Here is a 24,929-nt window from a genome sequence, read left to right as displayed (position 1 = left end):
TCATACAGCCAATTAAATGATATGATAATACTATTAGATAGAAAGGAACAGGTACAATGAAAGAAAAGCATTTAATCTGTCTTGATTTAGACGGGACGTTATTGACTGACGAAAAGAAAATTTCTCCTTACACAAAACAAGTGATACAGGCATTAATCAAAGATGGTCATAAAGTAATCATTTCAACTGGGCGTCCTTATAGATCGAGTCAAATTTATTATCAGGAACTGGAACTGACAACACCTATCGTGAATTTTAACGGTGCATTCGTTCATCACCCCGGGGATATGTCTTTTAAACAAGTACATGAAACGCTGGACTTAGCTATTGCGCGGGAAATATTTTCTCAAGTCAAACATTTGAATATTAAAAACATTATTGCAGAAGTTAAAGACAATGTATTCTTTCATTATCACGATGAATATTTGTTTGAAGGATTCACCATGGGTCACCCACTTGTCACGACAGGAGATTTAACAGAGAATTTAACTGAAGGACCGACAAGTATTCTCATTCAAGCGGAAGAGCAGTATGTACCGTCGATTCGTCATCACTTAAATGAAATTTACGCTGAAAGCATTGAACATCGGCGCTGGGGTGCTCCTTATCCAGTCATAGAAATTGTCAAAAAAGGAATCAACAAAGCAGTAGGTGTAGACTATGTGGCAAAATACTTTGATATTAAACGTGAAAACATCATTGCATTTGGCGATGAAGATAATGACAATGAAATGATAGAGTATGTAGGAACAGGAGTTGCTATGGGTAATGCCATCCAGCCACTTAAAGAACTTGCCGATCAAGTGATTGAATCAAACAATGATGATGGAATCGGTAAATTTCTTAATCACTATTTTTATTAATTTTAAGGAGGAATCACATGCGTATTATAGTAGATAGTGGGAGCGATTTGACTCTTGAGGAAATCAGCCGGCACAAACTTGATTTTTTACCGATGGCAGTCGCTATCGGTGAGCATAATTATAAAGACCAATTTGAAATTGATAATCAAACAGTCTATGACGCAATCAACAATGGCAAAAGACCGATGACGAGCCAGGTATCCATCGAACAGATGACTGAATTGTTCACTGAAATCGCGGAAAATCATGAACAAGCAATTTATTATGCGTTCTCCAGTGGACTCAGTGGAACTTATCAGTCTGCAGTCATGGTTAAGGCTCAGATCTGTGAACAGTATCCCGATTTAGACCTTGAAATTATTGATTCTCATTCTGCATCTAGCGGACTCGGTATGCAGATTTTAGATATCGTCAAGATGAGAGATGACGGATTCTCAAAAGATGACATTGTCCATCGCATTCATGAAATGCACGAACGTATTGTCCACCTCTTTACAGTAGAAGATTTGAATTATCTCGCTAAAGGAGGCCGTTTAAGCAGAGGACAGGCATTCTTGGGGTCACTCGTCAATATTAAGCCGCTGCTGCATGTTGAAGAGGGCAAACTCGTACCGATCGGTAAGTATCGCGGTAAAAAGAAAGTATTCAACGAAATGGCTGCTCAGATTAAAAATGACCGTCAGAACCTTACTGCAACTCGCGTATTCATAAGCCATTCCAATGATATGAAAGGTGCAGAGCAGTTGCTGGCTATCATAGAAAAAGAGTGTGGTCCAGTCCACCATGTCATCAAGGAACTGGGACCTACCATTTCATCGCATACAGGTCAAGGAACTATTGCCTTATATTATTATAAGGAGGACATCTCTTGAAAATCATAGTCGTCGGAGCAGTTGCAGGGGGGGCCACTTCAGCTTCGCAGATTAGAAGAATGCTGACGGATGCTCAGATTAATATCTATGAAAAAGACCGTGACATGAGTTTTGCTAATTGTGGTCTTCCCTATTACTTAGGCGAAGTATTTACTGAGCGTGAGCGTCTATTGCAGGCCACTCCTGATTCATTCAATGACCAAAAGAACATTACAGTGAAAACGAAACATGAAGTCACAGCAGTCAATCCACAGCGCCGTACAGTGACAGTCTACAATCATGACAGCGATGAATCATTTGAAGATAACTACGATGCACTGGTATTAAGTCCCGGCTGCCGCCCTATTTCTATGGCAGCGACGCAAGGTTCATCCATCGTATTTCCACTTCGTAACCTTGAAGATACGGATGCCATCGAACAATATATCGACAGTCATCATGTTCAAAAAGCATTGATTATCGGTGCGGGTTATATTGGACTGGAAATGGTCGAAAACTTTAAACACCGCGGTTTGGATGTGACTTTGACCAGCCGCAGCGAACACATTATGAAAGCGATGGATCAGCAGTTCATCCCATTACTCAAAAATATTATTGTCGAACAGCAGGTTCACTTAATACTCGGTGATGAACTGGCTCAATTAAACGGTAATGAAGTGACCTTTAAGTCCGGTCACAAAGAATCGTTTGATATTATCATTGAAGCGATTGGTATAACACCAAATACAGAATTTCTGACTGACAGCGGCATTGAATTGAACGACCGCGGTTATATAAAAGTGAATGACTACTTCGAGACCAGCATTGACGGCATCTATGCGCTAGGTGATGCGATAGAAACATTCTATCGTCATACAAAGGACAAAACGACTGTTGCGCTTGCCTGGGGAGCACATCGCGCCGCCAATTTGATTGCTGGGAATTTAAGCGGCGATAAACAGCCTTTCAAAGGACTTCTCGCAACGAACATCGTTCGTTTCTTCGATTATACGATTGCCAGTGTCGGCATCAGTGAGTCCGCACTGCAATCATACGACTATGAACATATTAACTATCAGCAGAAAAATCATGCCAATTATTTGCCTGATGCACGTGTCACTTCTGTATCTGTCTATTACAGGAAAGATAACAGACAGCTGCTCCGTGCATGTGTCTTTGGACAGGAAGGTGTCGATAAACGGATTGACATTATCGCTACAGCAATGGGACTCGGTGCAACCGTAGATGATTTCAAAGATATTGAAATCGCCTATGCCCCTCCCTATTCTTCACCGAAAGACATCGTCAATATGATCGGATATAGAGCCCATACAGATAAACGGTCCTGATACTTAAGCATCAGGACCGTTTATCTATTATTTACTGGCTTTATTTCTCTTTGAACGTCTTGCGACTGTAATGATGAAGGCTGAAAATAAAATAACAATGGCTCCTGCTGCATAGAGGTATGTATTGTTTAGTCCTCGTTCATCAATGACTGCATACAATTCTGCTTCTTCACGGTTAATAATCAAATGTGACACCCCCTCTTTCGAATGGATGCTGTCGCCAATCAGTAGGCCACTCAGCATTTTGCCGGGCTTCACTACATCTTCACCCAGCTCAATATTAGTTGCTTTACTGGAATCATTGACATTATATACAAAATCAACATCTTCCGTATCATAATAGATCACTTGATTACCATGCTCATTGTGAATCACTTTTGCACTGCCATCAAACAATTCATTATATTTTTTGTAAACAGCAGACGTGTCGGCTAAATAGTCAGTCACTTCTTTTTCTGTTCTGAAGTCCAGCAGTTGATGCATATCCGGCATACTGTCACCGTTCATTGCAATTTCAGTGCCGTAAGTCATGCTGATCGGATGCTGTTGAATCATTAAGTAACTCATCAACTGCTTGATTCTCGTGCCAGGGAACATGTTTTCGTCCGCTGCATATTTTGTCAATCGCGGCATGAAGAACTGATCCGCTGCTAGCAGCTCATTGTCATCATATGTGACAGGAATTTCCTTATCTGTCGTTTTAAAAGCATTCGCGAGCTTATGTGTCGTTTCTTCTTTTTGAATATAATCAAAATGACTAGAAGATACTCCTTCCGGCTGAATCGCGATAGTCAGTATGTCGTCCGGGAATATTTTGTCACTGTCAATAGTCTGCTGCATCACATACATGGACAGACCATCTACATCATAACGCTCAGTGAACTGTTCCATTTTCTTTTTGTACCGATTCTGATTAGTGGGATTTTCTAGATCGATGATCTCTTGATCTTTATAGTATTGCTGCTGTACAGTCGTCATCTCTGTGTCTTCTGCCGCCGTATACCCTTCAGTCACTACTGCCGGCATATCGACAATAATTTTCATATTCTGATCATGAACCGCTGTGATTAATTGTTTGAAGTCTTCTTCTCCGCCGTATATTTCATCAACCGTATCATAATTAGTCACTTTGTAGCCTAAGTAATCCTTTTCCTGATGGTCAAAAACTGGAGATAGATGAATGGTATCAAAGCCCATATTCTTAATGTAATCCAGCTTACCTTTGATTCCTTGAAAGTCACCGCCGTAAGGAAGATCATCATCTCCGTCATTATGAATGTGCAGGTTATTCTTCTCATTGCCGTTCATAAAACGGTCAATCACGAGACTATAAATTCTTGGCGGTACTTGTGTTTCAGCAAATACAGGCTTTGGTACAATAAGGAGCACCAAAAGCAGCATTAATATTTTTTTCATAGCAATCCCTCTTATCAGTTAATACTTCGATTATACTAGAACAGCCATGAGTTGTGTTCAACGTCATAAAATGTTCATAACATTCACACAGAAAACAAACCTGCTCATCTGAGCAGATTTGTTAGTTAAACAATGCGGTAATTGGTCCTAATGGTAAATACGCACCAAGTCCAAACGTAATTAATGCAAAGAGCAGTGTTAAGTAGAAGAAATTTCTAGATGACTTCTTCTTTTTCTTACGTGCTAATGTCATTTCCACAAGGCCGATTGTAATCAATCCTAAAAGGAATTTAATACCGTACAATGCGGCATTGTTATCCGAAGCCTGGAAGAATATATACGCTCCACTGATTAAGGCCAGCAGCAAGAACAGTCTCAGCACCATATGTAACGGTTTGAAATATTTGCTTGGTCCTAGACGGTCTGAAAAGTTTTCGTATGCTGCAAAAAATAAAATTAATACTGCAACCCAGCTTATAATATGCAGATGTAACATTCCTGTGATCATTATTGTCAACTCCTTTTGTTGTAATCTCTTATATTCTACCATACTCCTGACATGTAAAAACAGAGAAGTGATTATTCTTCTCTGTCCTACATGAAACTATTCACTGATTGTATTCACTAATGTCCCAATGCCATCAATCGTTACTTTAATTTCGTCTCCTGCTTTCAGAAATACTGGAGGATTCATTCCTGCTCCTACGCCGCTTGGTGTTCCAGTCGCAATGACATCACCAGGATGCAGGGCGATATATTTAGAAATCTCTGCAATTAAGTCATCGATTTTTAAGATCATTTCACTCGTACTACCGTCCTGACGAATTTCATTATTGACTTTCGTCACAATATTGACATTCTCTGGAGTCGGCAGTTCATCTTTTGTGACGATATAAGGACCTATTGGACAACCACCTAGCAGACTCTTGCTTAAGAAGGCCTGTGCATGTTCTTTCTGCAGGTCACGCGCTGTAATATCGTTGACGATTGTATAGCCATATACATAATCGAGCGCCATACCTTTCGGGATTTTATGACCGTACTTTCCGATGACGACTCCCAGCTCTCCTTCATAATCCAGAGAATTCGTAATGTCGCTATGCAGTGGAATTTCATTGCCATCACCGATCAAGCTGGATGGGGCTTTTGTGAAGACATACAGTCGATCGACACGATTATTTAATTCTTCAGCGTGTTTAGCAAAGTTACGACCAACAGCAATCACATTGTTTGTCGGTATAACGGGTGGTAAAAACTTGATGTCGCTGAAGTTGGCTTTGTATTGTGCTTTCTCATCACTCTGTTCAGCCTGTACCACGACTTTTCGTACAGCTTCCTGAAAATCGATTGATACATTTTGTTCAAGGCCGGCAAGCAGTGTCTCTGGATAATCACCTTCACCGAATGTTTCAAATACTTTCGGTAGAATCCATGCTGCTTCCTCTCGTTTTACTTTGACGCCATAAGTTTTTTGACCTTGATACTCAAATGATAGAAATTTCATATTGGCACAACTCCTTCTGTGTTTGTTCATATTATACAGAATATTTGAATTTTTATCATGTATTTATTGAAGACTTTCTGAAATAACTGAATAATAGTAAACAAATAACAGTGATCATACTAATGATTCCACTTCTGATAAGGACATCACTGAGCGCTATTGATTGATATTGTCCTATTCCTATTCCAGTGAAGCATAACAGCATCATGATGTCTGCTAACAACAAACCCGCTATGACCAGAGAGCTATTCAAGCGATAAGTTTTGACAAATAGCGCTGCCATTATAAATACAGCTAATGCTTGAGAAGTCCCGCCGATCAGTATAATAATATCGAATGCCTGCGTGGATTCTGTCAATCTGACCAACGTTTTAATGATTGTACCGACCGCAAGCACTGCAGACGCTATGAGTACCGCAGACCATCGATAGTATGACACTAAATATGCCACTTTCTCTCCTATCAATAACAGCGGTAGAATCATTAAAATCATGATCGCTATATTTTTCACTGAGCTGGTCATTAAATTCTCTTTAATGTAGCTGATATAGTCATTTGACTGGTAGAGTGCAATGAAATGCTGAAACTGGGCTACATCCATAAATGTTTCACTAAAGAATGTGATCAGTAAGAGCGGCAGACCAACAATCACAAGCCCGGCAATAAGCAGTCCTATTCCTACTAAATAGGAATAGTCACTCCTTTTAATGAACTGAGCCAGCACCACCGCAATCCCTAAATACAGCAACAGACTATATGGATTGATGAAGAATCTGTCGACAACTCCGACAGCTATCATAATAACGATCTGCCGATCTGTCCACTCATCGACCGTTCGACTGAGCAGCAAAGTGAAGAGCGGCAGACCAATTCCAATCACTAGAAATACTATCCATAAGTACTGGTCCTGCTGGTCTTCAGAGAAGAAATCCGTCGGCACGACGGTACGGAGCGGATATGATAATTCAACACTCTCTTCAATGATGATTAACATAACTGCAAGTAACACAAATAATTTATACTTCATTATTAAACCTCAACTTCTTGGTAGTCGAAGAAATACAGATATCCTTTGACCGGCTGACCTACCATTTCTTCAATTGCTTTTTTGTAATAGTGCATCTGAACAGCATAACGCTCTTTCAGTTGAACAGCGACTTCAGCTTTTGTCTGACCTTTCCGCTCAACAAAACGGTCAGTTTTGAAATCGACAAAATAATAATCATTCTGATAGACGAACACGCAGTCAATCATTCCTTGTACCAGCTGTTCCATCGGGGCGTCTTCTAATGCTTCCCCCGTCAAATAAGATTTGCCGATGACAAATGGCAGCTCAGTATACACAGCTGTCGATGTTGATATCATGTGATAGATAGGGGAGTGAGAATAAGTGACAAGCACTGTCACATCAATTTCCTTTAAATCTTCTTGTCTGATGATTTTTTTGACGACTAAACGATCAAGAAATGCTCTGATGTCATTATCAGACAAAGGTCGGCCTTCGTATGGAAAATGCTGCATCACAGTGTGCATCAATGTTCCTCGTTCTGTTGCCGTCCGTTTCTTTTCACTCATGAATTTTGGACGCTCATATGACGCACGCCCGAGCTGATACTGATTAACCAGTGTCCATGTCGTCGCGCCATCATCTACTTCTGTCTGGCGCTTAATATCGGATACTGATTCTTTCGTCGGTAGTTGATTCATCTGAGTATATGGATAATGATAGTTCATCCGTTCATCGAGCCAGGCAGCAGTTGTCTTAGTGACTGTCTCTTCACTCGCCGCCACTGTTGTTTCTGACTGTTCCAAAGATTCCACTAAATTGACTTGGATAGAAGTAAGCGGTGCTGATTCATTAAGAACGCTGGCGATGATCAAGGCAAGCGGGCTGGATGCCCCCCGTCTGAACTGCTCATCAAGTGTGCCGTTCAATTTGACCTGCGACCAGCTTTCGACGTTTTTATGGGTCGCTTTTCCTAGAAGAATCAAGCGTTCCTTTGCTCTCGTAAATGCTACATACATCAGCCGCATTTCTTCTGAGATGATTTCATTACGAGCCTCTCTTTTGAATAGGTGGGTCATCAATGTGGGATAAGTCAAATGTCGCTCAGCATCATAATAATTAATGGCCAGTCCTAAGTTCTGATTAAGCTGCACCATCCCGTTCAGATCCATCATATTGAATTCACGGCCGAGTCCAGCGTAAATCACAAACGGAAATTCAAGCCCTTTACTTGCATGAACCGTCATCATACGTACAACATCCGCTTCCTCAGAAATAATATTGACCTCACCAAAATCCTTGCCCTCACTTAACAAATGGTCAACATAGCGAATAAACTGGTATAAACCACGGTAACTTGAACGTTCAAAATCTTCTGCTTTAGCAAGCAGACCGAGCAAGTTTGCACGGCGCTGGCTGCCTCCAGTTAGAATTGAAAATTTTTCAACTACAAATAATCTGCTGTATATCCCTTCAAGCAGTTGTCTGACACTCATGGTTCTCGCCCATTCGCGGTACAGTGATAAATCGGTGAGGAATTGCCTGATTTTATCGCTGAGACGATCATCGTTGCCTTCGATATAGTCAACTAGGTTGTTGAAGAAATAGACATTTTTATTATTTAATCTTATAGTGACCAATTCTGCTTCATCAAATTGATAGAGCAGTGATCGTAATATGCCTGCCAAATGAATATCCTGCAGCGGGTTATCTATCACTCGGAGCAGGCTCATCACCGTTCGAATTTCATCGGTCTGAAAATATCCTGTTCTGCTGTTGACATGGAACGGGATTTGATGTTTCTTCATTATCGTCTGATGATTGCTCGCCTGACTGAAACTCCGCTCCAGCACAACAATATCTCGATATTCTGCAGGTCTATAAGTCCCTGATTTCATATCGTAGACTTGCTCATTGGCAATGATATCTTTGATTTTAATAGCAATCCATTCACTTTCAGGTGCAGGGGACTCCATTTCATCTTTAATGATGACATTCAGCTCTGTCTTGGCGTGATGATCATCGAACGGTGCACCATAATAGAGCTGTTGTTTGATATCGTAACTTATTTCCCCTACTTGCTCATCCATTATTCGACGAAATACTGCATTTGTATCTTCTATAACCGGCTGTCTCGATCTGAAGTTACGGGATAAATCTATAACAATTCCATCGTCTGATTGATTGAATCGCTGATACTTTTCAAGAAACAGCCCAGGCTCTGCCTGTCTGAATTTATAGATGGACTGCTTAACATCCCCTACCATAAAGAGGTGATGATCATTGATCGACTGGACAATCGTTTCCTGAACTCTGTTCGTGTCCTGATATTCGTCCACAAGAATTTCTTTGTAGCGTGCTTTCAATGATTCAGCAATCGCAGTCGGTTTTTGGTCCTGCACTAGTATTTGAAGCGCAAAATGTTCATAATCACTGAAATCAATTATTTTCCGTTCACGCTTCTTTTGACGGAACTTCTCAATCAATGCCGATGTAATAGCAGTTAACGTCTCGACTTCACCTGTCATGGAGCGAATATCATCAATCATTACTTCAGGTTCAGCATAGAAATAGTCGTTACGAACTCGGTTCAAATGATCTTTTGCCTGACTAAGCAGCAGTTTGATGTAATCTTCAGTCGTTTTATCGTGACGCATATCTTCTACTTTTTTTGAGAATCTGAAGGCCGGAACAGTGAATTCATTCAATGTCATAAACTGTTCATACATCTGCTGAAAATCACCATCCATCTGTTCAAGACTCGTGATGTACGGTGTTACTGCCAGATAATGCTTGTCATAAGCTGGACCATCTAACAATGAACTTGCTTCTTCAAGGAGATGCAGCGCTTCGGTGACAGATTCTTTAACTACTGCTGTCAGCTGAGCGATCAGTGGATGGTCCATGGTCACCTCACTATAGTTAGTCGTTAACTGATTCAACCAACGTACCGGGTCCGGATTGGCTATCGCAAAGTAATAGAGTTGTCTAATGATTTCACGCAGCGATTGATCATTACGGTCACTTGATAGATGCAGTGCGGTGCGCAGAAAATGTTCATCCGGCTCTGCATAATATTGCTCCATCACTTCATCCAGCGACTGCATGAGAAGAAGAGAAACTTCTTCATCACTTGCTGTTCTAAAAGAAGGGTCAAGATCAATAGTATAGTAATACTGCTCAATTAATCTCAGACAGAAGCTGTGTAATGTTGATATTTCAGCAGCGTGTATTTTAACAAGCTGTGCCTTTAAATGGGATGTAGGGTTGTTAATTGTTTCGCGCTGAATCGCCTGGTGAATCCGTTCTTTCATTTCACGGGCACTTGCATTAGTAAATGTGACGACTAACAGCTCATCAATATTCAACTGATCACGAACAATTTTCTGGATGATCCGTTCAACAAGAACTGCTGTCTTACCACTTCCAGCTGCTGCAGCTACTAATACATCTCGACCAACGACATTAATCGCTTCCCACTGAGCTTCTGTCCACTGTTGTTTCTGGCTCATGACCATCCTCCTTTAGTAAATTTTTGACGTCAATACTTTCGTCTACTTTTCTGACGTCATCTGCGTTGATCAATGGATCGATATGACAGACTGATTTGAATGTACAGAACTGACAAGGTAATCTACCATCAAATTCCAGCGGCGCCACTTTCGTATGACCATCCATAATATGTTCAGCTGTCGTCACGAAATTACGACGGTTAATATCGATTAATTGATTGATTTCGTGTTCTGACAGTATTTTTGAATTGCTGTAAAATGATCCGTCTTTTTTAAGTTTTGCAGGAATGACGGCTGATTTGATGCCGACATCGAGTGCTGTATCCAACTTTGATGCAACAGTAAGGTCATCCACGATAAATCCCTGCAGTCTGAACTGTTCTAAATAAGACCATTCATGATCACTAATATCATTGTGATTATTATATTTAATGAACGGTGCCTTAACATGGAAGTAAAGCATCGCAGCCGGTAAGAGAAGTTTATCAGACAATTTTCTGCTATTCTGCAGCACTACATCCATATAAGTTACCATCTGCATCTGTTTACCGTAATAAACTTCCCGTAAATCAAGCTCATGTTTGGATGACTTATAGTCGATAATGCTGACATAGTCCTTATCCTGACCTTCCAGTACATCAATCCGGTCAATCTGACCACGTATGGATATTGGAATACCCCGCTTTGTATAGAGTTTCTGGACGTCAAATTGATTCGGACGAGTCGGTTCCGCATTGAAATTCTGTTCGAATTTGGCCATTTTGAACTGACTGCGCGACTGCTGAAACTGAAGAGCTGTCAATGTCTCTGTCAAAATCTTAGTGATCTGATTAATCATAAACTGATAATAAGCTCTTGAATACAATACTTGGTACTGCACATCAGGCAATAACCCTCTCAACGTCACTTCAACATATTGATGAAGTGACTCTTTTGACATCGTTACAATGGAATCCTTTATTTCCTCGGAAATGATCTTTAAGGCATGATGAAATATATTGCCAAGCTCGAAATTCTGAAATTCAAATGGCGTGCGTTCATTCAACTGTAAGCCGTGCGCTGCAAAATGCTGAAACGGACAGTTATTGTAACTTTCAAATCTCGATACACTGGCTTTGATTTCGTCTCCATATAATTCAACCGCCTGGATTTCACTCAACTGGAGCGCATCATTGGTGTAGTGTGTCAATCTATAGACATCATTAAAAACGGGAATGTGTTTCATCCACTCTGCCACTGATAACCATTGCGGCTCGTTTATATGTTTAATAATATATGGAATCCCGGTTCTGATGGTCTCGACGAGTGCTTCTGGATGCGTTTCTTCAGCAAGCAGATGCGTCTTAAGATCCGGAAATATAGCTTTTAACTGATTGATATATGGCGATGAACGCCGAACACTGCCATCCTCACTCATCAGGCTGTAATAGATATGTAGTTCTGAACTCGCATGAGTAAGTGCCTGATATGCGACAAAACTCTCATCAATCATCAGCGCCGTACTTGATGGTGCAAGCTTCAGCTCACTCATCGACTCAATGAGTACTTTGTCCTGATCAGTAATTAATCCGTTATCTTTGTTCGTTCTCGGCAGTACCTCTTCATTGAATCCACAAATAAAGATGCATGGGATATTTTCGATACGAGCAAGATCTAAGTTAAGCAGCTGAATTTCATCAAGTGCCTGTGGAATCGTATTGAATTCGAGTGATGCAAGACCTACATCAAACATTTCTTTCATCGTCTGGAAATCAAGCGTTGTATCAGCCAGCATATCAACGAAATCATCCATCAGTTCAATCAGTCCATCATAAACCTGTTCATTCTTCAATGCTTCTTCATTCATACCGAGCTGTACAAAACGGTCTTTCTCTGCCATTAAATAATCAGGCAGCTTAACATCAACAAGGAAGTTAAAGAGCCTTTCGGCAAACTGTTCAGCTCGATCAACGGACTTGATTTCTTCCATGAAACCAATGAGCAAAGTCGTCAAGTAATGTCTGAATGTATTCATTGCCTGCCAATCTTCTTCAGCATAAGGCTTTCTTTTGTCGAAGAAGAAACGCTCATCTTCAAGCCAGCGGTTAAATGACAAACCTCGCTCAATAACCGTGTTTTCAAGCATATCCACCAGGATTAAATCTTCTTGAATATTAAAGCGGCGTGACAACAATCCTGTTTTCAATGCCCGGAACAAATGGTCATTCTGCCAAGGCTGTGCTATAAAATCAAGCAATGACCGTATTAGTTCAATTGCTGGATGATGCATCATTGATTCTTTGTCATCAGTAAAAAAGGGCACTTCATATTGATCAAACATCGACTTCAACAGTGGAATATAGGACTCATCTCTATAGAGAACGGCCATATCAGCATATCTGAAAGCACCAGTCCTCGCTTTTTGATGAATTGATCTTACAATGGCCTCTGCTTCTGTTCTCATATGGTCCGCTTCATTAATCGTAATACCACTGACGTCGCTTTGTGCGGGAATTAATGCATCAAACTGCTGTTCAAGCATTTTCAAGCTAGGATTCTTGTAACGTGCTGCATCACGCAGCGTTGTCATTTCAACAGGAATATTCGCATCCTGCAGTGACTGGACAAGTAAATCCAGAGTTTCTCTTGTTTTTCTGAACGTTTCGTTTTCCTTGGCTGGATCAATGGTCAAAGTGATGGTCATAGATTTGGCATACTTTGACAGCTGCTGCAGTACAAGAAATTCAATCGTCGTAAAGTTATGAAATCCATCCACATAAATATCAGCATGGCGTATTGTATGAGATACCGGTATAAGGTCGAACAGAAAATGCATAATATCTTCTGACTGTATATATAAACCGTCGAGACTTTTTTCTAATGCCTCGTAGATGACACCGACATCATGCAATTTGTGCTGTGTTCTTACAGCCATGTCCTGGCTGCTCAGTGCTATCAATGCTTCGGGAGTCACGTTATATTTTTTGAATTCCTTTATAGTTTCTGCAAGTTTTTGGCTGAACCCATAATACTTTGCGGATGTACCATATAATATGAGGTCATCCTGCATCGTCTTCAGCGTTAAAAAAGTCAGCATTTCAATCCCTGCTTTAGAGATCATCTCTTCAGACAGACCACCTTCTTCACTCATAATCCGCCAAGCCAGACGATCAAAACCGTAGACTGATGCTCTCATACTGCCTTTGATATCGATATCTGCTGCAAAACTTTGTTCCAATGAAAATGTTGTCTGTTTCGGTGCAATCAAAATAATAGGATCACCTAGCGGCTGCTGTAATATTTTTGATTTGATGTCGGCAAGCAGCTGGTGCGTTTTTCCGCTTCCTCGTCTACCAAGCAATAATTGAACGGTCATGTTATCCTCCTGACTAAAAAACACCTTTTATACAAGTATAAAAAGTGTTGATTGATGGTCTTATTTTTCGGTGGCGGGGTCAAAGTCATAATGAAATACATTGAACGGCCAGAATCTTAATACGACTTCACCGACCACTTGTTCTTCTTGAATGAGTCCGAAATATCGGCTGTCCTTACTCACTTCTCTGTTATCACCGAGTACAAGCAGCTGCCCATCAGGAATTTTAGCTTTACCACCGGAATTAACCAGATCTTCTACTGAAAAGTTCTCAGTGAGCAGCACGTTGGTTTTAGCGAGCTTATTCTCATCCAGATAAGGTTCTTTTACTTCTTTATCATTGACATAGAGCGTATCACCTTTGTATGAAACAGTATCTCCAGCACGACCGATGACTCGTTTGACATAATCGGATTTTTTATCGGCATGGAAGACAATGACATCTCCATCATCAATGTTACCGAGTGTATAGTTAATTCTGCTGACGATGACTTTTTCACCGTCTTTAAGCGTCGGATACATGGAATCACCTTTGACTGAATAAGTCAGGAATAAAAACTGATGGATTACAAATAGCAGAACTAATGCGATTGCGATGGCTACCAGCCATTCATATATTTCTTTCTTCAAAAAAGCCACCCCGTTATTTTGTTGTTGCGTGCCAGTATATCATGATCACTCTGCCTAAAATCGACGCTTCATCTACACAGCCGAACGCCCTGGAATCCATACTTTCAGACAAATGATCCCCTATTACAATATAACATTTTTCCGGCACAATTTGCTTCTTCATCTCTTCTATCTTTAGCAGACTCTTATAATCAGCTGACTTCTTTGTTGCCTGCTCTCCATTAACAAATAGCTGCTTGTGATGTACAGCAACATAATCACCCGGCGTCGCGACAATGCGTTTGACAAATGTGTCATGCTCATTCAGTCGGAACATAATAACATCACCGGATTCCGGCTTGAAAAAGAGGTCTTCCATTAAATTGACGATGACTCTATCACCTGAATGATACGACGGTTCCATTGATTGTCCTTCTATTACATAAGTCGATATAAGAAATGAACGAATCAATACAATTAGTACTAAACTAAAGATAACAAAACTAACGATTGGACGCCAATTTTTCATGAGTTTTTACCAGTTTTTCTATCATAATATAATTCAAGCCGCTGACCTGCCCACCATAAAAAGATTAACAATAATACGACAAGTGCTGATTTCTGCGGCTGTACGAAAAACGACCGAATATCTGAGCCAATAAAACTTAAAATAATCAGCATCACTGCTTTGCCTACCCCTACAACCACTAAATATTCATGCTGTCTAATCTTTGATAGGGCAGCTACTATATTAATCAGACTTGATGGTGTAAATGGAAAACACAGAAGGATCATCAGCGGTATGGCACCTCTATTATTCACCGATTCTATGAAACGATGAACTTTCGGGCGGCCAGTGATCTTCTTGATCAATCTGGAATCAGCAAAGTGCCTGATTATCAAAAAGACAACATAAGCACCTATCATCGCTCCACTCCAAGTCAGCAGGAATCCTGGAATGATTCCATAAGCATTGGAATTTACAACTGCAAATACAACGATAGGAAGGATGGGCAGGAATGCTTCAAGAAACGGCAGTATAAACGCGATAATGATGCCGAATGATTTAAACTTATCAATCCATCCCATAATGGAATCCTCAGATAAATAATGTTGAATCCATTCTGTCATTGCAAAACCTACTTTAACATAATTTTTTTAGTTCATTGTATATCAGTTTAAACTATCCGGCCTTAAATAAAAAGAAAACCGCTATGCGGTTTTCTTGAGATTTATTGATTGAGACGTTGTTCAAGTTCTGCTTTTTGGTCTTCATAGCCAGGTTTGCCGAGTAAGGCGAACATATTTTGTTTATAGGCTTCGACACCCGGCTGATTGAATGGGTTAACACCGAGTAAGTAACCGCTCATCGCGCAGCTGAGTTCAAAGAAGTAGACCAGGTAACCGAACGTATAAGCATCTTGACGAGGAATCTCTACGACCAAGTTTGGCACGCCACCATCTGTATGTGCAAGCAATGTTCCTTGGAATGCTTTCGTGTTGACGTAGTCCATTGTCTCGCCTGCAAGGAAGTTCAATCCATCCAGATCATTTTCTTCTGCTTCAATCGTAATATCTTCCCGTGGTTCTGCCACTTTAACAACCGTTTCAAACAAGTCACGACGGCCTTCCTGCACATATTGTCCTAATGAGTGAAGATCAGTTGAGAAATTGGCACTTGATGGATAGATACCTTTAAAGTCTTTGCCTTCAGATTCGCCGAACAACTGCTTCCACCATTCATTGAACAGTTGAAGACTAGGTTCATAGTTGATGAGCATCTCAATCGTATAACCTTTGCTATAGAGGATATTACGGATAGCAGCATATTGATAGCTGATGTTGTCATCTAATTCAGATGACGATAAATCTTGACGTGCATCAGCTGCCCCTGTCATCATTTGGTCAATATCAATACCTGCAGCAGCTATTGGTAATAGACCGACCGCTGTAAGTACAGAATAACGACCTCCGACATCATCAGGGACAACGAATGTTTCATATCCTTCAGCATCAGCCAGTGATTTCAGCGCGCCTTTTTCTTTATCAGTCGTTGCGTAAATGCGGGATTTCGCTTCTTCTTTACCATATTTATCCTCAAGTATCTTCTTGAATATTCTGAAAGCAACGGCTGGTTCAGTCGTCGTACCTGATTTAGAAATTACGTTAATAGAAAAATCTTTGCCGTCTAAATATTTGATTAAATCACTTGTATACGAAGAAGATAATTGATGACCCGCGAAGATAATCTGCGGACGGCCTTGCTGCGGGGCAAAGTTATCAAACGAATTTGACAGCATTTCGATAGCAGCACGTGCTCCTAAATAAGAACCCCCGATACCGATGACCACCAGTACTTCTGTATCTGATTTAATTTTTTCAGCTGCTTTTTTAATACGGCTGAATTCTTCTTTATCATAGTTCTCAGGTAAATCAACCCATCCTAAAAAGTCACTACCTGCGCCACTACCTTCATGAATCGTATGGTGGACATTTTTAACTAAATCTCTCACTTGATCCAGTTCATGTTGACCAAAGAATGTAAGTGCTGTGTCATAATCAAATTTAATATGTGTCATGATTACCCTCCTGAATGTCTTATCATCTTTATTCTACTCTATTATGATAAAGTTCTCAATGAAACGGACTATCGCTGTTAAACAATAAAAAGGCTCTGAGTCAGAGCCTTTTTATTGTTATTGAGCTAATTGATAAATCTGTAGGACGTCTTCTTTATCGAGTTTATAGAAATTACCGAAAGGCCCGTTAAATAATGTTTTGTCTGCAAAGACTTCAAAGTCCGTCTCAGGAATATTGAATTCACTGAGGCTTGACGGAGCACCAATGGACTTCCAGTAATCCGCAATGCCTTGAATCCCTGCCTGTACTTTCTCTTCTTGAGATAACGATGGATCAGCATCAAAAACGTCTTCAGCAAATTGTGCAAAACGTTCAGGTGATTTCTGACTGACATAACGCATCCAGGCTGGGAATAATACAGCAAGACCTGCTCCGTGAGCAATATCATGAACCGCACTTACCGCATGCTCAATATTGTGCGTTGCCCAGTCACCGTTATATCCCATGCGCATGAATCCATTTAATGCTACAGTGGCACCCAGCATCAGCGTTTCACGCGCATCATAATTTTCTGGTTCTGTCTGAACAACTTTACCAGCTTTCATGATTTCCTTCATTACACCCGCAATCATAGCATCTCCGACTGCGCTATTATCTGCTTCATTGAAATACTGCTCAAGCAGGTGACTCATGGAATCCACAATACCATTCACTGTCTGATTAGCAGGAAGCGTATAAGTCACTTCGGGATTCAGCAATGAGAATTTAGGAAATACAAGCGGTGTCCCCCAACCTAACTTTTCATTGGTTTCCCAATTTGTGATGACACTGCCTGAATTCATTTCAGAACCTGTTGCTGCAATCGTCAAAATAGTTCCAAAAGGTACAGCAGATGTCGGTACAACTTCACGCTTTACTACTTTCCATGGATCTTCATCAATGGTGCTTGCTGCTGAGATTAACTTTGTTCCATCAATCACGCTGCCTCCACCGATTGCCAGAATAAAATCAATCTGATTGTCTTTTACCAGCTGAACACCTTTTTTTACAGTAGACAGACGAGGATTCGGTTCTATTCCAGCAAGTTCTGTGACTTCGTACCCTTCAAGCAGTGCCATCACACGGTCATATAGACCAGTACGTTTAATGCTGCCTCCACCATAAGTGATCAGTATTTTTTTGCCTGATGTGAATTGTTTGATCATATCCGGTAATTTTTCGATGCTGTCTTTGCCGAAGACCAGCTGTGTTGGATTATAGAATGTAAATGAATTCATAACAAACCTCCTTAGTTGATAGTCATAAGTTTATAACTTCATGGGTCGAGGATAAATCAATATGCTCAAAAACCAATGAATCATTATCATCTCTTACTTAAAAGCAAAAGATGCTGGAACTTCAATCGTTCCAGCATCTTAGTGTTAAATTTTATTACGCCCACCCACGGTAACGTGCTGCTTCTGCAGTACGTTTAATACCGACGATATAAGCGGCAAGTCTCATATCAATTTTGCGATTCTCTGATAATGTATAGATCGTATCAAATGCCTTGACTAACTTTTCACGTAATTTTTCGTTGACTTCTTCTTCAGTCCAGTAGTACCCTTGGTTATTCTGTACCCATTCAAAATATGACACAGTAACACCGCCTGCACTTGCAAGGACGTCCGGAACTAATAGAATACCGCGTTCAGTCAAAATTTTTGTTGCTTCCATTGTCGTCGGACCATTGGCTGCTTCTACAACGATATCTGCCTTTATATCATTGGCATTGTCTTCTGTAATCTGATTAGAGATAGCAGCCGGTACAAGAATATCACAGTCCAATTCAAATAATTCTTTGTTGGTAATCGTATCTTCAAAAAGGTTAGTGACAGTACCGAAGCTATCACGACGGTCAAGTAAGTAATCAATATCTAAGCCGTCAGGATCATGGAGCGCACCATGTGCATCTGAGATACCTACTATTTTTGCACCTGCATCATATAAAAACTTAGCAAGGAAGCTGCCGGCGTTACCGAAACCTTGGATGACTACTCGAGAATCCTTCACTGTTTTGCCACGGCGTTTTGCCGCTTCTTCAATCGCAATGACGACGCCAAGAGCCGTTGAACGGTCACGCCCTTGTGACCCGCCTAAAACAATCGGTTTACCAGTGATGAAGCCTGGTGAGTTGAATTCATCCATCTTGCTGTATTCATCCATCATCCATGCCATGATCTGTGAGTTAGTGAATACGTCAGGAGCCGGAATATCTTTTGTCGGTCCAACAATTTGTGAAATCGCACGCACGTAACCACGTGATAAACGTTCCACTTCGTGAATACTCATCTGACGAGGGTCGCAGACGATACCGCCTTTACCACCACCATAAGGGAGATCAACTATTCCACATTTTAATGTCATCCACATAGAAAGTGCTTTAACTTCATCTTCATCAACATCCGGATGGAAACGAACGCCACCTTTAGTAGGTCCGACAGCGTCATTATGCTGTGCTCTATAACCTGTAAAAGTCTTAACTGTCCCATCATCCATACGTACAGGGATTCTTACAGTTAATAACCGCATCGGTTCTTTAACTAAGTCATACATGCCTTCGTCAAAACCAAGTTTGTCTAATGCATCTTTAATAATTACTTGAGTTGATGATACTAAGTTTAAATGTTCCGTCATTATCCTCTTCGCCTCTTTTTAAAAATAATTATTCGTTATTCATTGTAACACATTAAACAATAAAAGAAGTGGTTTAAATCAAAGTTTTGAAAACGCTATCAAATAATTATTTCGCAAATACTGTCTTTACTTGTTCAATGGCCCAGTCAAGGTCTTCTTTAGAAATAACCAGCGGCGGTGCGAAGCGGATAACTGTATCGTGAGTTTCTTTGCACAACAAGCCTAATTCTTTTAACTGCTCACAGTATGGACGTGCATTCTCAGTTAATTCAACACCAATGAAGAGTCCTTTGCCGCGTACTTCTTTGATGACTGGATTATCGATCTTCTGAAGCTCCGCTTTGAAGTACTCGCCCAGCTCAAGGGAACGTTCAGATAATTTTTCATCGACCAGTACATCAAGAGCTGCGGTAGAGACGGCACAAGCAAGCGGGTTACCGCCGAATGTAGAACCGTGTGATCCTGCATTGAATACTTCAAGAATCTCCTTATCTGCTAATACACATGAAATCGGGAAGACACCACCGCCCAGTGCTTTACCTAAAATATACATATCCGGCTTAACATTATCCCAGTCTGTCGCAAAAAGTTTACCTGAACGGCCTAGACCTGCCTGGATTTCATCAGCGATAAATAGAACATTATTCTCATCACAAACTTCACGGACTTGCTTCAGGAAGCCATCAGCCGGAATATTAATACCTGCTTCACCTTGGATAGGCTCAAGTAATACGGCAGCTGTATTCGGTGTGATGGCTGCTTTGATCTGTTCGATATCACCGAAGTCAACTAGTTTGAAGCCGCCGAGTAATGGACCATAACCCCGCTGATACTCTGCTTCACTTGATAAGGATACTGCTGCCATTGTACGACCGTGGAAGTTACCTTTCATCGCAACGATTTCTGCCTGATCCTTCGCAACGCCCTTGATATCGTATGCCCAGCGTCGAGCCGCTTTAATCGCTGTTTCAACTGCTTCAGCACCTGTATTCATCGGCAGTACCATATCTTTACCCGCTAGTTTACAGATTTTTTCATACCATGGACCGAGCTGATCACTATGGAATGCACGAGAAGTCAATGTAACGCGATCTGCCTGATCTTTCAATGCCTGGATGATCTTCGGATGACGGTGACCTTGGTTAACTGCTGAATAAGCAGATAACATATCCATGTATTGATTGCCTTCAGGATCTTTAACCCATACGCCTTCTGCCTCAGAAATAACGATTGGCAGTGGATGATAGTTCGGTGCACCGTAATGATTCGTCTGTTCGATGATTTCAGTTGATTTAGTCATAATTATCCCCTATTCATTAAAACAGTAGTGCGCGCTGCACTACTGTCATTTTTATATTTTATAGCATTTCAGATGATGTACGACCTTGCATGTGAAGGACTAAGTAATCAGGACCGCCCGCTTTAGAGTCTGTCCCTGACATTTTGAAGCCGCCGAAAGGCTGGTAACCGACGATTGCGCCTGTACAGCCACGGTTGAAGTAAAGGTTACCGACCATAAAGTCACGGCGTGCTTCTTCTAAGTGCTCACGGTTATTCGTGATAACAGCACCTGTTAAACCGTAATCTGTATTGTTCGCAAATTTAATCGCTTCTGTGAAGTCTTTCGCTTTAGCGATACCGACAACAGGTCCGAAGATTTCTTCCTGCATGATGCGGTCATCGTGGTTAAGTCCGACAAAGACTGTCGGATGAACGAAGTGGCCTTTTTCTTCGTCTGTTGTACCACCGACAAGCAGTTCACCTTCCTGCTTACCGATTTCAATATATTCCTTAATTTTGTTCAATGAATTTTCATCGATGACAGGACCCATGAAATATTCATTTGTCTCAGGATTACCAACTGTTAATTTTTCTGTTTTTTCTTTGACTTTAGCGACGACTTCATCGTAAACATCTTCTACGATGATGACACGTGAACATGCTGAACATTTCTGACCAGAGAAACCAAATGCTGATTTGACGATAGATTCAGCTGCGAGTTCAAGGTCTGCTTCTGAGTCAACAACGATAGTATCCTTACCACCCATTTCAGCAATCACACGTTTTAAGTTCAGCTGACCTTCATGTACTTTCGCTGCACGCTCGTAAATATGGACACCGACGTCACGTGAGCCTGTGAATGAGATGAAACGAGTGTCAACATGATCAACGATGAAGTCACCGATGTCACGTGAAGAACCTGGGATGAAGTTCACAACCCCTTTAGGCATACCCGCTTCTTCTAATACTTCCATGAATTTGTAAGCAACAACCAATGTGTTTGAAGATGGTTTAAGAAGAACGGTGTTACCTGTTACTAAAGGCGCTACAGTCGTTCCTGCCATAATAGCAAACGGGAAGTTCCAAGGTGAGATAACAACACCTACACCTAATGGGATGTAGTCATAACGGTTGAATTCACCTGGACGGCTTTCTACTTTAACGCCGTCTTTAAGACGTAACATCTCACGGCCGTAGAACTCAAGGAAGTCGATTGCTTCTGCTGTATCCGCGTCTGCTTCGTTCCAAGGTTTCCCTGCTTCTTTGATGAGAAGTGCTGAGAATTCCCATTTGCGGCGACGGATAATCGCAGCTGCACGGAATAAGATATCTGCGCGGAATTCAGGTGCTGATGTTCTCCAAGTTTCAAATGTTTCTTTAGCAACAGCCATCGCTTTGTCAGCATGTTCCTGTGTCGCCTTAGAAATGTAACCGATTGTTTCATCTTTTTTAGATGGGTTGTATGAACGAACTTTATCCTCTGTCATAATACGTTCGCCACCAATGATCAGTGGATAATCCTGACCTAAGTATCCATTTACTGTTTCAAGACCTTTTTTCATTGCTTCCTGATTTTCTGCTACAGTGAAATCAGTGAATGGTTCATGCTTATATGGAATCATTATAGTACCTCCTTGAAATTGGGTTCTAAGAAAACCCTTACAACCTATATAATGAACAAAAAATGCCTGAAGTTCAACCCTTTACTATTAAATCAACTATAAATTTTTTTATACAGATTACTGAATAATAGAGTATCTCTACTACTTAAAAGTGCATAAAAATAACACAATAAGGAATACCTTGTTAAGACATTCCTTATTGTGTTACTGCATACGTTCCGCCCTTGCTACCCACTCCGGCAATTTCTGCCGTAATGATTCGAACCCGATAGCATTCGACTGATTTAATTCATCCAGCACTGATTTTTTTTCCTTCTTACGCTCCTGCCTTTTAAAATAATCATTATCCTTCAATGATAAATTCAGCTTACCATCTTCTGAAACATCGATGACTTTTGCTTTGACTATTTGGCCGACAGTCAGGAAAAGATTCAAGTTATGAATGTAATCATTCATCACTTCTGAAATATGAATTAACCCTTCAACATGATCGGGCGTTTCTACAAAGGCACCGTATGGCTGAATGCCAGTGATTTTTACTTTGACAAACTGGCCTTTTCGATATTTATGTTTCAATGCCATACGCCTCCTCATCATTAATAAATCCAGTTTATCATAATAAAGAGGAATGGCCTAATGTTCTATAATGCGCACTGCTGGTTCAACGTGTCGACACGATTCAACATTTGCTCAATCTCATCTGAATCAATGTGCTGATCAAAACTAAATGCATATATTTGCTGAATCTGCTGAATCGTTTGCTCGCGGCCGTATTTCTGGTGAATAACGTCCATACAGTCATAAATTTCATGGTCACCCATCGTCGGATCTTCAAAATGCATGGGATTCCATTCCGCAAGGAGTTTGTACAGTTCAATATTAAAATCAGCGTTCATTATGCAGTTCTCCGCTTTCCAGTCTTTTCATAACATCCTGCTCAAATGCTTTCATTTTTGCTTCTTCATTGGCTGAGTGACGTTTAAACAAACGATACACAATATAAGCAAGCAGCATAAAGCATAATAATGAAATGACCGCTGGTATGTATTCCATTTTATTTTCAGGGAAGTATAGAAAATCCATCATATCGCATCACGCTCCTAATCCATCAAATTATAGCATGTTAAAAATACCAAAAAATCAATAAGTCATGAACATTTCATGACTTATTGATTCATCTATTACTTAACGATATTAATTTTTTCGATGATAACATCTTCAACAGGTTTGTCTTGACCGCCTACTTTAACGTCTGCAATCGCTTCCAGTACATCTAACCCCTCGATCACTTGACCAAACACTGTATGCTTCTGATCCAGCCAAGGTGTACCGCCACGTTGTGCATAAGCGTCAACAATCTCCTCCGGCCAGCCGCCCTGCTTTAATTGAGATAACATTTGTGCTGGAACTTGTTTCATCTGAACGATGAAGAATTGTGAACCGTTTGTGTTGGGGCCTGCGTTAGCCATAGAAAGGGCACCGTAAAGGTTAAATGCATTCATAGAAAATTCATCTTCGAATGAATCACCGTAAATACTTTCTCCTCCCATACCTGTTCCTGTAGGATCTCCCCCTTGAATCATAAAATCATTGATGACACGGTGGAATGTGATGCCTTCATAATAACCTTTTTCAGCAAGCTGAATGAAATTGTCGACCGTTTTCGGCGCAATGTCAGGAAACAATTTGATTTTCATTGTTCCTTTTGATGTGACCATGTCAACAACACGTTCATTTTCTGAAATTTCTGTATTTAGTTGTGGAAAATTAGTCATGATAACTGCTCCTTCATGATATGATAAGTACCATAATATATTAACACAAAGGATGAATCATATGTATTATCAACTCTCATTTAAAACAGGACGTTATATTGTAGAACAAGTCAGCGAACACCCAAATGGTGTTGTTGTCAAAGTATTGGCAGTGCTTATCCACCCTAAACAAGGTGACCTGCATCATCCCAATGAGCAGGAAGTCTTTTTCCATGAGCGTAAGGCGCTCGGGCAATATGAAAAAAGAGTGGTCAGCCCAAACTTACTCAAACCTTATGATAGAGAACTGCCATCCTATAACGATTCATTGTCAGCAGCAGTCACAGCTATGGAACAGAAATTGGCTGATGATGATTCCGACTATGCTCGGCTGGCACTTAAAAACATGCAGTCATTAAAAGAAGAATATCAGCATTATTTCGGCATTCAATTTTGACAACTTTTTGAACAATGCGATGATTCATTAATCATTTCTTCTTATTTAACAACACAATAAATATATGATAAGGTGACAATCCATCTCATTTTAC

The 24,929-nt window shown here is 40.6% G+C and carries 22 protein-coding genes; 4 read left to right on the top strand and 18 right to left on the bottom strand.

All coding sequences use genetic code 11. The features are described 5' to 3' along the window. The first annotated feature begins 56 nt into the window (after nucleotides 1–56). From AC3IPL_RS03290 to AC3IPL_RS03280, 3 genes are read left to right on the top strand one after another with little or no spacing between them, the layout of a single operon-like run. Nucleotides 57–863 carry a Cof-type HAD-IIB family hydrolase gene (locus AC3IPL_RS03290; RefSeq protein ID WP_489241730.1) on the top strand — a complete coding sequence of 269 codons (807 nt, stop codon included), beginning with the start codon at nucleotides 57–59 and terminating at the stop codon, nucleotides 861–863. A 17-nt stretch (nucleotides 864–880) separates the two neighbouring features. Continuing rightward, nucleotides 881–1,735, top strand: coding sequence for a DegV family protein (locus tag AC3IPL_RS03285; protein ID WP_489241728.1), 855 nt, complete (start codon nucleotides 881–883; stop codon nucleotides 1,733–1,735). Continuing rightward, nucleotides 1,732–3,063: a CoA-disulfide reductase gene (locus AC3IPL_RS03280; protein ID WP_489241726.1), complete on the top strand. Its 1,332-nt coding sequence runs from the start codon at nucleotides 1,732–1,734 to the stop codon at nucleotides 3,061–3,063. The genes AC3IPL_RS03285 and AC3IPL_RS03280 overlap by 4 nt, the downstream gene beginning before the upstream one ends. Nucleotides 3,064–3,090: 27 nt before the next feature. Here AC3IPL_RS03280 and AC3IPL_RS03275 read toward each other — a convergent pair whose 3' ends face one another. The 18 genes from AC3IPL_RS03275 to AC3IPL_RS03190 all read right to left on the bottom strand — a co-directional run bounded on the left by AC3IPL_RS03275 (nucleotide 3,091) and on the right by AC3IPL_RS03190 (nucleotide 24,399). Beyond that, a complete protein-coding gene (locus AC3IPL_RS03275) occupies nucleotides 3,091–4,479 on the bottom strand; it encodes an alpha-amylase family glycosyl hydrolase (protein WP_489241724.1) in 1,389 nt (462 codons plus the stop codon). A gap of 121 nt (nucleotides 4,480–4,600) precedes the next feature. Then, complete coding sequence (locus AC3IPL_RS03270) at nucleotides 4,601–4,975, bottom strand: YisL family protein (protein ID WP_489242246.1); 375 nt, start codon at nucleotides 4,973–4,975, stop codon at nucleotides 4,601–4,603. Nucleotides 4,976–5,083: 108 nt separating this feature from the next. Further along, nucleotides 5,084–5,983: a fumarylacetoacetate hydrolase family protein gene (locus AC3IPL_RS03265; protein ID WP_489241722.1), complete on the bottom strand. Its 900-nt coding sequence runs from the start codon at nucleotides 5,981–5,983 to the stop codon at nucleotides 5,084–5,086. 55 nt (nucleotides 5,984–6,038) lie between these two features. Further along, nucleotides 6,039–7,010 carry a hypothetical protein gene (locus AC3IPL_RS03260; RefSeq protein WP_489241720.1) on the bottom strand — a complete coding sequence of 324 codons (972 nt, stop codon included), beginning with the start codon at nucleotides 7,008–7,010 and terminating at the stop codon, nucleotides 6,039–6,041. Nucleotides 7,011–7,012: 2 nt separating this feature from the next. Beyond that, nucleotides 7,013–10,501: a helicase-exonuclease AddAB subunit AddA gene (addA, locus tag AC3IPL_RS03255; protein ID WP_489241719.1), complete on the bottom strand. Its 3,489-nt coding sequence runs from the start codon at nucleotides 10,499–10,501 to the stop codon at nucleotides 7,013–7,015. After that, complete coding sequence (addB, locus tag AC3IPL_RS03250) at nucleotides 10,455–13,856, bottom strand: helicase-exonuclease AddAB subunit AddB (protein WP_489241717.1); 3,402 nt, start codon at nucleotides 13,854–13,856, stop codon at nucleotides 10,455–10,457. The genes addA and addB overlap by 47 nt, the downstream gene beginning before the upstream one ends. 60 nt (nucleotides 13,857–13,916) lie before the next feature. Beyond that, on the bottom strand, nucleotides 13,917–14,486 hold the full coding sequence (lepB, locus tag AC3IPL_RS03245; RefSeq protein WP_489241715.1) for a signal peptidase I: 570 nt from the start codon (nucleotides 14,484–14,486) through the stop codon (nucleotides 13,917–13,919). Between the two features lie 13 nt (nucleotides 14,487–14,499). Then, complete coding sequence (lepB, locus tag AC3IPL_RS03240) at nucleotides 14,500–14,994, bottom strand: signal peptidase I (protein ID WP_489241713.1); 495 nt, start codon at nucleotides 14,992–14,994, stop codon at nucleotides 14,500–14,502. Next, nucleotides 14,991–15,596, bottom strand: coding sequence for a TVP38/TMEM64 family protein (locus tag AC3IPL_RS03235; protein ID WP_489241711.1), 606 nt, complete (start codon nucleotides 15,594–15,596; stop codon nucleotides 14,991–14,993). Before AC3IPL_RS03235 ends, lepB (AC3IPL_RS03240) begins: the two co-directional genes overlap by 4 nt. Nucleotides 15,597–15,697: 101 nt before the next feature. Further along, a complete protein-coding gene (locus AC3IPL_RS03230) occupies nucleotides 15,698–17,044 on the bottom strand; it encodes a glucose-6-phosphate isomerase (RefSeq protein ID WP_489241709.1) in 1,347 nt (448 codons plus the stop codon). Between the two features lie 117 nt (nucleotides 17,045–17,161). Beyond that, on the bottom strand, nucleotides 17,162–18,322 hold the full coding sequence (locus AC3IPL_RS03225; RefSeq protein WP_489241707.1) for an iron-containing alcohol dehydrogenase: 1,161 nt from the start codon (nucleotides 18,320–18,322) through the stop codon (nucleotides 17,162–17,164). A gap of 154 nt (nucleotides 18,323–18,476) precedes the next feature. Then, nucleotides 18,477–19,721 (bottom strand): Glu/Leu/Phe/Val family dehydrogenase, encoded by a 1,245-nt coding sequence (locus AC3IPL_RS03220; RefSeq protein WP_489241705.1) that lies wholly within the window; start codon nucleotides 19,719–19,721, stop codon nucleotides 18,477–18,479. A 106-nt stretch (nucleotides 19,722–19,827) separates the two neighbouring features. Next, nucleotides 19,828–21,021 (bottom strand): ornithine--oxo-acid transaminase, encoded by a 1,194-nt coding sequence (locus AC3IPL_RS03215; protein WP_489241703.1) that lies wholly within the window; start codon nucleotides 21,019–21,021, stop codon nucleotides 19,828–19,830. A 58-nt stretch (nucleotides 21,022–21,079) separates the two neighbouring features. Next, a complete protein-coding gene (gene pruA, locus AC3IPL_RS03210; RefSeq protein WP_489241701.1) occupies nucleotides 21,080–22,624 on the bottom strand; it encodes an L-glutamate gamma-semialdehyde dehydrogenase in 1,545 nt (514 codons plus the stop codon). A 204-nt stretch (nucleotides 22,625–22,828) separates the two neighbouring features. Then, a complete protein-coding gene (gene ygs / locus AC3IPL_RS03205; RefSeq protein WP_489242245.1) occupies nucleotides 22,829–23,200 on the bottom strand; it encodes a S1 domain-containing post-transcriptional regulator Ygs in 372 nt (123 codons plus the stop codon). Between the two features lie 65 nt (nucleotides 23,201–23,265). Next, nucleotides 23,266–23,520: a DUF1871 family protein gene (locus AC3IPL_RS03200; protein ID WP_489241699.1), complete on the bottom strand. Its 255-nt coding sequence runs from the start codon at nucleotides 23,518–23,520 to the stop codon at nucleotides 23,266–23,268. Then, nucleotides 23,510–23,710: a hypothetical protein gene (locus AC3IPL_RS03195; protein WP_489241697.1), complete on the bottom strand. Its 201-nt coding sequence runs from the start codon at nucleotides 23,708–23,710 to the stop codon at nucleotides 23,510–23,512. Before AC3IPL_RS03195 ends, AC3IPL_RS03200 begins: the two co-directional genes overlap by 11 nt. Before the next feature lie 95 nt (nucleotides 23,711–23,805). Further along, nucleotides 23,806–24,399 (bottom strand): peptidylprolyl isomerase, encoded by a 594-nt coding sequence (locus AC3IPL_RS03190; RefSeq protein ID WP_489241696.1) that lies wholly within the window; start codon nucleotides 24,397–24,399, stop codon nucleotides 23,806–23,808. A gap of 61 nt (nucleotides 24,400–24,460) precedes the next feature. On the opposite strand from AC3IPL_RS03190, the gene kapB reads away from it, so the two are divergent. Further along, entirely contained in the window at nucleotides 24,461–24,835 is a 375-nt protein-coding gene (gene kapB / locus AC3IPL_RS03185; RefSeq protein ID WP_489241694.1) for a sporulation phosphorelay system protein KapB, read from the top strand. Nucleotides 24,836–24,929 lie beyond the last annotated feature (94 nt).

Source organism: Macrococcus sp. GL_134, from assembly GCF_057834705.1.
Note: the sequence above shows the minus strand (reverse complement) of the source record. Positions and strands in the feature narration are given on the sequence as shown.

What these genes read in the sequence shown, in the direction of transcription:
- AC3IPL_RS03260 (WP_489241720.1), bottom strand. Translation starts at nt 7,010, where the DNA reads ATGAAGTATAAATTATTTGTGTTACTTGCAGTTATGTTAATCATCATT.
- pruA (WP_489241701.1), bottom strand. Translation starts at nt 22,624, where the DNA reads ATGATTCCATATAAGCATGAACCATTCACTGATTTCACTGTAGCAGAA.
- AC3IPL_RS03265 (WP_489241722.1), bottom strand. Translation starts at nt 5,983, where the DNA reads ATGAAATTTCTATCATTTGAGTATCAAGGTCAAAAAACTTATGGCGTC.
- addA (WP_489241719.1), bottom strand. Translation starts at nt 10,501, where the DNA reads ATGAGCCAGAAACAACAGTGGACAGAAGCTCAGTGGGAAGCGATTAAT.
- lepB (WP_489241713.1), bottom strand. Translation starts at nt 14,994, where the DNA reads ATGAAAAATTGGCGTCCAATCGTTAGTTTTGTTATCTTTAGTTTAGTA.
- AC3IPL_RS03195 (WP_489241697.1), bottom strand. Translation starts at nt 23,710, where the DNA reads ATGATGGATTTTCTATACTTCCCTGAAAATAAAATGGAATACATACCA.
- AC3IPL_RS03230 (WP_489241709.1), bottom strand. Translation starts at nt 17,044, where the DNA reads ATGACACATATTAAATTTGATTATGACACAGCACTTACATTCTTTGGT.
- AC3IPL_RS03275 (WP_489241724.1), bottom strand. Translation starts at nt 4,479, where the DNA reads ATGAAAAAAATATTAATGCTGCTTTTGGTGCTCCTTATTGTACCAAAG.
- addB (WP_489241717.1), bottom strand. Translation starts at nt 13,856, where the DNA reads ATGACCGTTCAATTATTGCTTGGTAGACGAGGAAGCGGAAAAACGCAC.
- AC3IPL_RS03270 (WP_489242246.1), bottom strand. Translation starts at nt 4,975, where the DNA reads ATGTTACATCTGCATATTATAAGCTGGGTTGCAGTATTAATTTTATTT.
- AC3IPL_RS03220 (WP_489241705.1), bottom strand. Translation starts at nt 19,721, where the DNA reads ATGACGGAACATTTAAACTTAGTATCATCAACTCAAGTAATTATTAAA.
- AC3IPL_RS03285 (WP_489241728.1), top strand. Translation starts at nt 881, where the DNA reads ATGCGTATTATAGTAGATAGTGGGAGCGATTTGACTCTTGAGGAAATC.
- AC3IPL_RS03235 (WP_489241711.1), bottom strand. Translation starts at nt 15,596, where the DNA reads ATGACAGAATGGATTCAACATTATTTATCTGAGGATTCCATTATGGGA.
- AC3IPL_RS03290 (WP_489241730.1), top strand. Translation starts at nt 57, where the DNA reads ATGAAAGAAAAGCATTTAATCTGTCTTGATTTAGACGGGACGTTATTG.
- AC3IPL_RS03190 (WP_489241696.1), bottom strand. Translation starts at nt 24,399, where the DNA reads ATGACTAATTTTCCACAACTAAATACAGAAATTTCAGAAAATGAACGT.
- kapB (WP_489241694.1), top strand. Translation starts at nt 24,461, where the DNA reads ATGTATTATCAACTCTCATTTAAAACAGGACGTTATATTGTAGAACAA.
- AC3IPL_RS03225 (WP_489241707.1), bottom strand. Translation starts at nt 18,322, where the DNA reads ATGAATTCATTTACATTCTATAATCCAACACAGCTGGTCTTCGGCAAA.
- AC3IPL_RS03200 (WP_489241699.1), bottom strand. Translation starts at nt 23,520, where the DNA reads ATGAACGCTGATTTTAATATTGAACTGTACAAACTCCTTGCGGAATGG.
- AC3IPL_RS03215 (WP_489241703.1), bottom strand. Translation starts at nt 21,021, where the DNA reads ATGACTAAATCAACTGAAATCATCGAACAGACGAATCATTACGGTGCA.